Genomic DNA, 10955 nt, shown 5'->3' on the forward strand with positions numbered 1-10955 from the left:
TAATAATTAATTGAATCATACATGTATGATAGTGTAGTCAACGAACTAGCAATTACTTTAACTAAGAATGTTGATGAAGTTAGCTATATCACATCCAATATTCGATTTAGTTTCTAATGTTTACATAGATTTTATCAAAACAAAGCTATATATATGTCAGCAAAACAGTTTAAGTTAAAATTTTATGTTATCTCAAACTGTATTGAGAATATAAATCAGTATGTTTGAAAATGGTAATTTTTTACAAACAAACCGGAATTAAACTGTACCATAAACTAAAAAACCACAGGGAAGAGAAGTGACCGTAACCCATTCTTTCTTTACAACATGGCACAAAGAATGTGCTTTAATATTTGTTTTTTTATTGCCCCTAACCGCATGTAAAGAACAAAAAACTGCTCGTCCTGCACCACCAGCCAATTACGTAACTTTATATCCCCAAGAAGTTGAACTACTGGTCGAACTAACGGGACGCGCAACACCCATGCGTATCTCAGAAGTAAGACCCCAAGTCGATGGATACCTTTACAAACGTTTATTTGAAGAAGGTACGGATGTCATCACAGGGCAACAACTTTATCAAGTTGACCCTCGACCTTACCAAGCAGCCTTACAAGATGCACAAGGAAAATTAAACCGCGATTTAGCGACGCTTCGTACGCAAACTTTAAAATTAAAACGTTATGGTCCTTTGAAAACAATGGATGCCGTCAGCCGCCAAGATTATGACGATACGTTGGCAGCACAACAATCAACACAAGCTGATGTTGAAAGCGATAAAGGTGTAGTTCGACAAGCACAATTAAATCTTGAATATACAGGAATTAACGCGACCATTTCAGGACGTATTAGCCGATCTATTCAAACGCAAGGTGCTTTAATGGCAACCAATCAGACCAATCCCATTGCAGTAATTACTCAACTTGATCCAATATTTGTTGATATTATTGAACCAACTGCCGAACAACTTCGATTACGCTCTAGACAAACTGATGGAAAATTACAAACACTCCGGGGTGAGGCGCATGTTCCTATTGATCTAATTTTAGAAGACGACTCACGCTACCCATTACAAGCCAACCTACTCTTTACTGAAGTGGTAGCCGATCAGGAAACTGGCTCTGTTATACAAAGAGCAATTGTTAGAAACCCAAACAAAATTTTACTATCGGGCATGTATCTTCGTGCCATTATGCACGAAGGAATGGAAACTGCCTTTTTAGTCCCACAAGAAGCTGTTATGTATGGGTTAGACAATAAACCCTATCTCTACATTATTAATAAGGATAATATTTTGGAGAGACGCGACATTGAACTACAACGTATGCAAGACACCTTTTGGGTAACCACAAAAGGTCTAAAACCTGGAGAAAAAATCTTAGTTAGCAACCCAACATCGTATCGACCAGGAGAAAAAGTAAATTCTAAAGAAGGGCGCACCCCTGTTGCAGATGTCCCTATTTAAGTTATTTATTTTGGAAAATCATTAATATGTCATTGTCACGTTTTTTTATTGACAGGCCTATTTTCGCTTGGGTTATAGCAATTTTAATTTCTATAGTGGGAATAATTTCTATTCTTACGTTGCCTATTGCCCAATGGCCTGCTATTGCTCCACCTCCTATAACGTTAAATTTTACATACCCTGGTGCTACCGCCGATACTGTGCAAAGAACCATTGTAGATCCTGTAAGTCAGAATTTATACGGGTTGGATCATTTAGAATATATTCAGACCGTTGCGAATGCTGATGGTACGTCAACCATCACCTTAACTTTTGAGCAGGGTACTAATCCTGATATCGCCCAAGTTCAAGTATTAAACCGCGTCGATATTGCTCGCTCCTTGTTACCTACGTCCGTATCTTTACAAGGCATACGAATTTCCAAATCAAATAAAAGCAACATGCTGGTCTTCGCCATACAATCTTCGGATAATTCGATGAATGAAGGAGCTTTGGGCGACCTATTAGCAAGTGACATACAAGATCCGATCACACGCCTAAATGGATTAGGAGATTATACATCCTTTTCCTCTGAATACGCCATGCGGGTTTGGTTGGATCCTGATAAATTACACGATTATCAACTGAATGCTACTGATGTAATGAATGAGATAGCATCTCAAAACTCCGAACAACCTTTAGGCGAATTTGGTAAATTACCTGCCCTTCCTAATCAAAGATCGGATTTGTATACTGGGGGTATTCGAAGACTGGTTACCCCAGAAGAGTTTAAAAATATTGTTATAAAAACCCAAACCGACGGAGCACGCATACGTTTAAAAGATGTTGCAGAGGTCGAACTAGGCCCTATGAGCTACCAACCCGCTGGACTCTTGAATAATCAACCTGTAGCCGCATTCGCCGTTAAACTCGCATCTGGAGCAAACCAACTCGCATTAGCTCGAGATATTCACAATAAAATTAGAGAACTTTCTAAATATTTTCCACCAAACACAACGTATATGTATCCTATGGATACCTCGACTTACATCATTGAATCGATGCAAGAAGTGGTCGAAACGCTCGTTATCGCCATTGCTCTTGTTATTGTTGTTATGTATGTGTTTTTACAAAATTTTCGAGCAACGTTTGTGCCTACCATAGCCGTTCCCGTCGTATTGCTTGGAACGTTTGCCATTTTGGACGCGGCGGGTTTTTCCATTAACACCTTAACGATGTTGGCTATGGTCTTAGCCATTGGACTGTTGGTTGACGATGCCATTGTTGTGGTGGAAAATGTTGAACGTGTCATGGAAGAAGAACATGACGACCCCAAAACAGCCACGCAAAAATCCATGGATCAAATTAGCGGTGCACTTGTTGGAATTGCTATGGTTTTATCCGTTGTTTTTATTCCAATGGCTTTTTTTAGTGGCTCAGCCGGAGTGGTTTATCGGCAATTCTCTATCAGTATCGTTGCGGCTATGACTCTGTCCGTCATTGTTGCATTAATCTTTACTCCAGCCTTATGCGCAACCATTTTAAAGCCAAAAGAAAAAGGAGAAAAACACGGTTGGTTTTTTACCAAATTTAATAATGGGTTCGAAAAACTAGTTTCTGGCTACGTCAATGGCGTAAAGCATATGATTCATCATACGCGAATTGTTTTAATCGCTTATCTGGGAATCTCTGCAGGAGCGATTGCCATTTTCTTAGCCCTCCCCCAAGGGTTTTTACCTGATGAAGATCAAGGGGTTATCTATGCACAGGCAGCCTTAAGTCCAGGTTCTTCAGCCGCAATGACTGCGGCTGTTAATAAAAAGATTATGGATTATTTCCAACAACACGAAAAAAAATATGTGAGACTTGTTTTCACTGCTATTGGTTTCAATTTCGGAGGTCAAGCACAAAGTGCTTCGTTTGGTGTCGCGAGATTGGTCGATTTCGATTACCGTAAAGGGGACCCAAATGCTAGCGCACAAGCTATCGCAGCACGAGCTATCCGAGCACTTTCAAACGTTCCAGGGGCTAATATCTTAGCCTTTATTCCTCCACCCGTTATGGATTTAGGATCAGCAACAGGCTTTGACTTTGAATTACAAAATCGTGGCCATTTAGACGATAAAACCTTCGATAAAGCTAGAGACCAACTCTTACATAAAGCTACGCAAGACCATCGTCTTTTTGCCGTACGCGCGAACGGTTTACCCGATGCTCCTCAGTATTACTTTAAAATAGATCGCGATAAAGCGCATACTCAAGGCGTAAGCATTGACGACATCAATCAAACCCTTTCTATCGCTCTTGGCTCTTCAGATGCAGGATTATTTAACCTTAGAAATCGAGTTAAGCACGTTTTTGTTCAAGGTGACATTCGATCAAGAATGTTACCCAATGACTTAGGACGCTGGTTTGTACGAAATAGTAATAATAAAATGGTACCCCTCAAATCTTTTGTGTCTGGCGAAATGAAAACAGCGCCACAAAAAGTTGAAACCTATAACGGTTACCCTTCTTTTGAAATTATGGGACAAGGTGCGCGTGGCGTCAGCTCCGGTACTGCTATGAAAATTATGGAGAATTATGCTAAACAACTAGGGCCTAATATAGGATATGAATGGACAGGAATGTCTTATGAAGAGGTTAAGTCTTCAGGTCAAGCTGGAAAACTCTACGCGGTTTCCATACTCGCGGTTTTTCTTTCTCTAGCGGCCCTCTACGAAAGTTGGGCAATTCCTTTCGCTGTTATTTTGGTTGCGCCCCTAGGGGTAATAGGAGCAACGTCTGCGACATATTTACGGGGTATTGATAATGACATATATTTTCAAGTTGGTTTATTAACAACGGTCGGCTTGGCAGCTAAAAATGCCATTCTAATTGTTGAGTTTGCTAAAGAACACTTTGATGCGGGCAAAAACCTCCAAGAAGCTGCTCTTCTTGCTGCTGGAGAACGTATACGGCCTATTCTTATGACTTCATTGGCATTCATTCTGGGAACTATTCCGTTAGCACTTGCTGACGGTGCTGGTGCAGCCAGCCATATTGCCATTGGCACAAGCGTGGTTGGAGGCGTTATCGCTGCAACCGTATTAGCCCTTTACTTTGTACCTATCTTTTTCATTGTGGTGCTCAAACTTTTTAAAGTAAAATCCCTTTCTTTAAAGAAAAACTCATCAATCCATCATGATGCCGCTACTGATCATCCACAGGAATAAGGCGATGACGATTAAAAATAAATTATTTACAAAAACTCTATATAATATCATCGCCGCGTTACTTGTTGTTTCGATGAGCGCGTGTAACCTTATCCCTAAGTATGAAAGGCCCAACCCTTCTGTTTCTTCCCAATGGCCAATAGGAGCAGCTTATGGTCCTCCTCTTCCAGAAGGTTCAAGATTACCTCAAGCATATAATGTAGGGTGGAATGTTTTTTTTAGAGACCCTATTCTCAGTCAAATTATATCTCTAGCTTTAGCAAATAATCGTAACTTACGCGAAGCTCTCGAAAATATTACTGCAAGTCACGCCAATTATATACGACAAAGGGGCGAACTTTTTCCAACGATAAACGCAACGGCTGGAGGCTCATATCAAACCAGTCCTGGAGGGACACTTGGGTATAACAGTGGCTATACCCACTGGAATCAGCTTTCGACAGGATTTGGTATTTCAAACTATGAAATTGATATTTTTGATCACGTACGAAGCTTAACGCGTGCGGCTGAAGAAAGTTATTTAGCCGAACAAGAAAATACTATTTCTCTACAAATTTCTTTAATTAGTGAAGTCGCTAACACTTACATGGCGTGGTTGGCAGACGCTGAATCGTTAAAAACCATCCAAGAAAATATACAAAATCGTGAAAAGAATCTTCAACTTATTCAAAGCATGAGGGTTTATGGTCAACAAAATGCCCAAGCAGTTGCCCAAGCTATGGAATTAGTACAAGAGGCTAAGAGTCAAGAACAAACGTATTTAAAAACCGTAGCCAATGATATAAACGATTTGACTTTACTGGTTGGACAACCTCTTCCCGACACCATTTTGCAACAAATTTCAAGCAATCCTTCTTTGGATCATTTTATTTTAATGCCAGAAGTTGCTTCTGGTATGCCTTCTGATTTGTTAGAAAGAAGACCAGACATAAGACAGGCAGAGCATTTATTAAAAGAAGCCAATGCAAACGTAGGCTACGCAAGATCGGCATTTTTTCCTTCAATCCAGTTAACAACAACGGGAGGAACAGCAGGAACAACTTTTGCACAGATGTTTGGGCCCTACTCTGCAGCATGGACTTTTATGCCTACAATTACCGTTCCAATAATGGATGAAGGTCAAAATCTTGCTCAATTGAGAACGGCCAAAGCAAAAGCAAGAGCTGCTGCTGCACATTATCAATCTGTTATTCAATCTGCTTTTAAAGAAGTTTCTGATGCTTTAGCTGCAAGAAACACTTTAAAATCAAAGTGGGCAGCGGATGTAGCCAATATGAATGCCAGTCAAACAGATTATCGATTGTCCTTCGCTCGTTTTAGAAATGGAATTGATAGTTACCTTAGCACGTTAATAGCTCAAAGGACTCTGCTAACGGCACAAGTCTCAGTAATTCAATCACATCTTCAATACGTGCAAAGTCTATCTACTTTATATCGCACGTTAGGAGGAGGATGGAGCGCAAAAAATACTTTTTATCCCATGTCAAACCCAACCACCGTTTTAACTAAAAATTCTACTGTAAAATAACAATGCGCATTTTTTTAATTTAATATATTAGGTCATATCGTTGATATGGCCTTTTTTTATAAAAAAATTTACAATTTATAACTTTTACTATTTTGAAAATGATTTATTAATACTTCATCGAATATTTGAAGAATACCTCATCTTGCTTACATTCAATGCGTCCATAACTGAATTATTAAAACGAACAAAATGGATTAATATTTAACATGAAATAATTCGAATAAAATCTCCTAAATGTTGTATACCATTAATTTGTAATAATCATTCAATTTATAAAGACCAAGTAAGGTAATAATAAAATAAGAGATGCACAGCCAATGTAATTTTTTGAAAAAAGATACTTATAATATAAGTAATAGAGGAGAAAACAAAGCGTATTTACGAACACAACTAATTACCTACATTGGTAATAAAAGATTATTGTTACCTTTTCTCAATAAAGCTATTGTTGAAATTAAAAAAAAACTAAAAAAAAATAAAATATCTTTTCTTGACCTATTCAGTGGTTCTGGAATTGTCGCTCGCTCAGCGCGACAACATGCAAGCACTATTATTTGCAATGATTTGGAACTTTATAGTCGTATTATTAATTCATGCTATCAAACGGATTACAATCAAATAGACGTAAAGGAATTAAGACACGAAATTCAACAATTAGATACTTTAGTAAAAAAAAACCTATCCCCCGGGTTCATAACTGATCTCTATGCTCCGTCAAACGATGAACATATTAAGCAAGGAGAACGCGTTTTTTATACAAGAAAAAATGCTGTTTATCTTGATACATTTTGCCAACTTATTAAAAACTCACCAAGCCATTTATATTGTTACTTTATGGCTCCGCTTTTATCTCAAGCCTCGATGCATACAAATACTTCAGGAGTCTTTAAAGGATTTTATAAGAATAAAAATGGTATTGGCCAATTTGGAGGGAACGGAAGAAATGCACTTTCCCGCATAAAAAAAAATATTAGTCTACAAATTCCTGTTTTTAGCAACTTTTCATGTGAGTCTTATGTTTATCAAGAAGATGCTAATACATTAGTAAATCACTTAGAAAACATTGATATTGCTTACTTTGACCCACCCTACAATCAGCATCCTTATGGCTCTAATTATTTTATGTTAAACCTTTTATGTGATTATAAAAAACCAGTATCGGATATATTAAGTAAAGTTTCAGGGATACCTTCAAATTGGAAACGTTCAAATTATAATAAACGAGCAAAAGCTTCTGTTACGCTGTTTAATGCTATTGAGAATGTCAAAGCCAAATTTGTATTAATTTCTTATAGTTCAGACGGTTTTATTACTCATGAAGATTTTGTAAAAAATTTAAGAAAATTAGGAAAAGTCAGTTATTTTGACCAAAGGTATAACACATTTAGAGGTTGTAGAAATTTATCGGATCGTAATATTCACGTGACAGAGTTTTTATATATGCTGGATAAACGATAAAAATTGCTCTGGAATGTTAAGCCATCAATCCCTATTTTCTCGCTTTTTTTATTCTGTAAAATTAAGTAATCCAATTGTATAATTGTTTATAAAAAATCCATATTTATATTAAGAACAATTTTTATAAGAAATGTAACACTTAAACTTAAATTTTGACGCCTATCATTATAAATAAATTAAATCAAAGCTAAATTTTAACTGTACACCAGAAATCAAAACCACAATGTCTATTTCAAACAATTAACATTGTGGTTTTGACTATTTATTAATGACACATCGTATAAACGCGAGCCAATCCTCCTTTAGATGTTTCTCTGTATTTTTTATCCATATCTTTTCCGGTTTCATACATAGTTTCAATAACCGCATCTAAAGATATTTTCCACCCATCATTTCTTCGCATAGCCAATCTTGCAGCGTTAATCGCTTTAACGGATGCAATAGCATTTCGTTCGATGCAAGGTATTTGAACTTGTCCACCTACGGGATCACACGTCAACCCTAAGTTATGCTCCATCGCAATTTCTGCTGCCGTGCAAACCTGTATTGGTGTACCCCCAAATAAATCTGCTAACCCTGCAGCGGCCATCGAACAAGCCACCCCAACTTCACCTTGACATCCCACTTCTGCGCCAGAAATGGAAGCATTCATTTTGTATAACAGTCCAATTGCTCCAGAAGTTAAAAAATAACGCAGTATTAACTCAACATTAACGGAGTGTATAAATCGATTGTAATAAGCTAGTACAGCCGGAATAATTCCACAAGCACCGTTGGTAGGCGCAGTCACTACCCTTCCCCCAGCTGCGTTCTCCTCACACACAGCTAAAGCAAACATATTTATCCAATCCAAAATCAACATAGGATCTGCCAGCTTTTCTCCTTTCTCTTGTGCCATTAACTGACGCCGCAACGTTGCAGCTCGCCTGGGAACTTTCAACGGCCCTGGTAAAGTCCCTTCTGCCATCATGCCTTGATCAATACGATCTTTCATAATTTGCTGTACACGAGTAAAATAAGTCTCAATATCTTTTTGACTATGCATGGTAAGTTCATTAGCCATCATAATACTAGAAATTGAAAGGGAATACTCATTGCAATATTCTAATAATTTTTCTGCAGAACGAAAAGGATAGGGCACAGAAGACAAATTTTCTGACTTTTCTTCTTTTTTTTGACGAGAAGCAACAAGCTCCTCTTCTGTCATAACATTACCACCCCCGACAGAATAATAAGTTTTTTTAAGAATCAACTCATTACCAGAATAAGCAGATAAAACCATGCCATTTTCATGTAAGGGTAGAAAGGTCGTGTGAAATACCATGTTAGTCTCAAAGGGAAACTCAACTTCATACTTGCCATTATAAATAGACAAACGTTGAGTTTTTTTAACTTTTTCAACCAATTTAGGAATGAAAGAAACTTCTACATTTTCAGGTTCATTACCTGCTAATCCAGCGAGAATAGCATTATCCGTCTGATGCCCTTTTCCCGTCAAAGATAAAGAGCCATAAACATCAGCAACCAAAGTTGTTACTAAAGGCATTAGATTTTTTGTAATCAACTCGTCAATAAACTGTTTGCTGGCTTTCATTGGCCCCACCGTATGTGAACTGGAAGGGCCAATACCAATTTTAAAAATGTTAAAAACTGATTCCATAATGAACAATGCTTTCTATTCGTTTACTATTTTTAAATTAGAAGAAACCATATAAAGCCGCTGATATTGCAATCAATCCCATAATGGTTACAAAAACATTACTTAGCTTGCCCCTATATTTTTTCAATGCAGGTATGGTATGAATAGCATACATAGGCATTAAAAATAAAATCATGGCCAAAATGGGACCACCAATGGATTCAATCATATCCAAAATACTTGGATTTAAATAAGAAATATACCACGCGGAAAAAAACATAAAAATAAGAGCAAATCTATTAAGCGTTTGAAGTTTTGCATCTTTTCCACAAAAACGTAATGTCTTAAGAACGATACCGTTAAATCCTTCTCTAGCACCTAAATAATGCCCTAAAAAAGACTTGGAAATCGCTATGAAAGCAACGATAGGAGCAACCCAGTTTAAAAATGGTGTATGAAAATGATTAGCAAGATAAGACAAGATAGGAATATTTTGTGCTTTTGCTTCAGCGAGGTTAGCAGGAGTTAAACATAAGGCGCAACTGTAAACAAAAAACATAACGGTCACAACCATCATAATGTTACTAAATTTAATAATTTGAGAACATTTTTTTTCTGCTAAAGGACCATACTCACGACGTTTGAAAACAGCTAAAGAAGAAATAATAGGAGAGTGATTGAATGAAAAAACAGCGACAGGGATCGTCATCCATAAAGTCATCCATAAATTCATTCCTCCTGTATTTGAAGATAAAGAAACGTTTTTAAAAATTTCTCCTGTCCACTGAGGAATCAGAAACAAAGCAATAATCATAAGAATCGCTACGAATGGAAAAACCAAAACGGACATTACTTTGGTAATAATAGTTTCGCCAAATTGCACAATAATCATTAATATGGCGATAAGCAAAAACGATAGCAAAATACGAGGAGGAGGGGTCACGTGAAGTTGATTAACCAGAAAACTTTCCAATGTATTGGTTATGCCAACGCTGTACACTAGCAAAATTGGATAAATGGCAAAAAAATACAAAACAGTAATTAAATAACCAAAAGTAATACCAAATTTTTCTTGAACTACAACGGTAATATCATCGTTATCCTCAGAAGATCCAGATAAAACAAAACGACACAACGCACGATGCGCAAAGTAAGTCATTGGAAACGCTAAAATTGTCATGACAAGTAAAGGCAACAACCCACCTGCAGCAGCGTTAATAGGCAAAAACAATACCCCTGCACCGATAGCCGTACCATAAAGGCTGAGCATCCAAACCATATCAGACATTCGCCATTTTGGCATAATACTAAGAGGTTTTTCTTGATGGTCAACAATAGAAATATCAGGTTGAGGAGAGAAAGCCATCTATATACATCCTTTAATTTGATAATGAAGAATAACCAAGAATAGTAATCATTTGGACATTTATTGTTTTTTGACAAGTTTTATTTTTAAAAATTCACGTTTAAGTTACTTAAAAAAGAGCTATGGTTTGTATTTTTTAGTCATTGTATTATTTTAAATTGATGCCCTGTAATTTCTACTATAATTGTAAATTATTTTTGCTTTTAAAAGTTAATTCTCCTGATAAAAATTTATCTACAACCTTTAATGGAGCTATTCTATTGAACTATTTTTTCAAAATTATTCATTTATGAACTGAAACACAT

General features: G+C 36.9%; 6 protein-coding genes. 4 read left to right on the forward strand and 2 right to left on the reverse strand.

Features of this window, described 5'->3' with window-relative positions:
* Positions 1 to 298: 298 nt before the first annotated feature.
* From AABE15_RS01780 to AABE15_RS01795, 4 genes are all read left to right on the forward strand, one after another.
* Entirely contained in the window at positions 299 to 1465 is a 1167-nt protein-coding gene (locus AABE15_RS01780) for an efflux RND transporter periplasmic adaptor subunit (protein ID WP_338329566.1), read from the forward strand.
* A 26-nt stretch (positions 1466 to 1491) separates the two neighbouring features.
* On the forward strand, positions 1492 to 4659 hold the full coding sequence (locus AABE15_RS01785; protein ID WP_338329567.1) for an efflux RND transporter permease subunit: 3168 nt from the start codon (positions 1492 to 1494) through the stop codon (positions 4657 to 4659).
* Between the two features lie 4 nt (positions 4660 to 4663).
* On the forward strand, positions 4664 to 6187 hold the full coding sequence (locus AABE15_RS01790; RefSeq protein WP_338329568.1) for an efflux transporter outer membrane subunit: 1524 nt from the start codon (positions 4664 to 4666) through the stop codon (positions 6185 to 6187).
* A gap of 327 nt (positions 6188 to 6514) precedes the next feature.
* A complete protein-coding gene (locus AABE15_RS01795) occupies positions 6515 to 7645 on the forward strand; it encodes a DNA adenine methylase (protein WP_338329569.1) in 1131 nt (376 codons plus the stop codon).
* 265 nt (positions 7646 to 7910) lie between these two features.
* Here AABE15_RS01795 and AABE15_RS01800 read toward each other — a convergent pair whose 3' ends face one another.
* A complete protein-coding gene (locus AABE15_RS01800; protein WP_338329570.1) occupies positions 7911 to 9305 on the reverse strand; it encodes an L-serine ammonia-lyase in 1395 nt (464 codons plus the stop codon).
* A gap of 37 nt (positions 9306 to 9342) precedes the next feature.
* Positions 9343 to 10650: a serine/threonine transporter gene (locus AABE15_RS01805; RefSeq protein WP_338329571.1), complete on the reverse strand. Its 1308-nt coding sequence runs from the start codon at positions 10648 to 10650 to the stop codon at positions 9343 to 9345.
* Positions 10651 to 10955: the final 305 nt, after the last annotated feature.

It is taken from the genome of Commensalibacter sp. Nvir (assembly GCF_963921845.1).
GTDB lineage: Bacteria > Pseudomonadota > Alphaproteobacteria > Acetobacterales > Acetobacteraceae > Commensalibacter.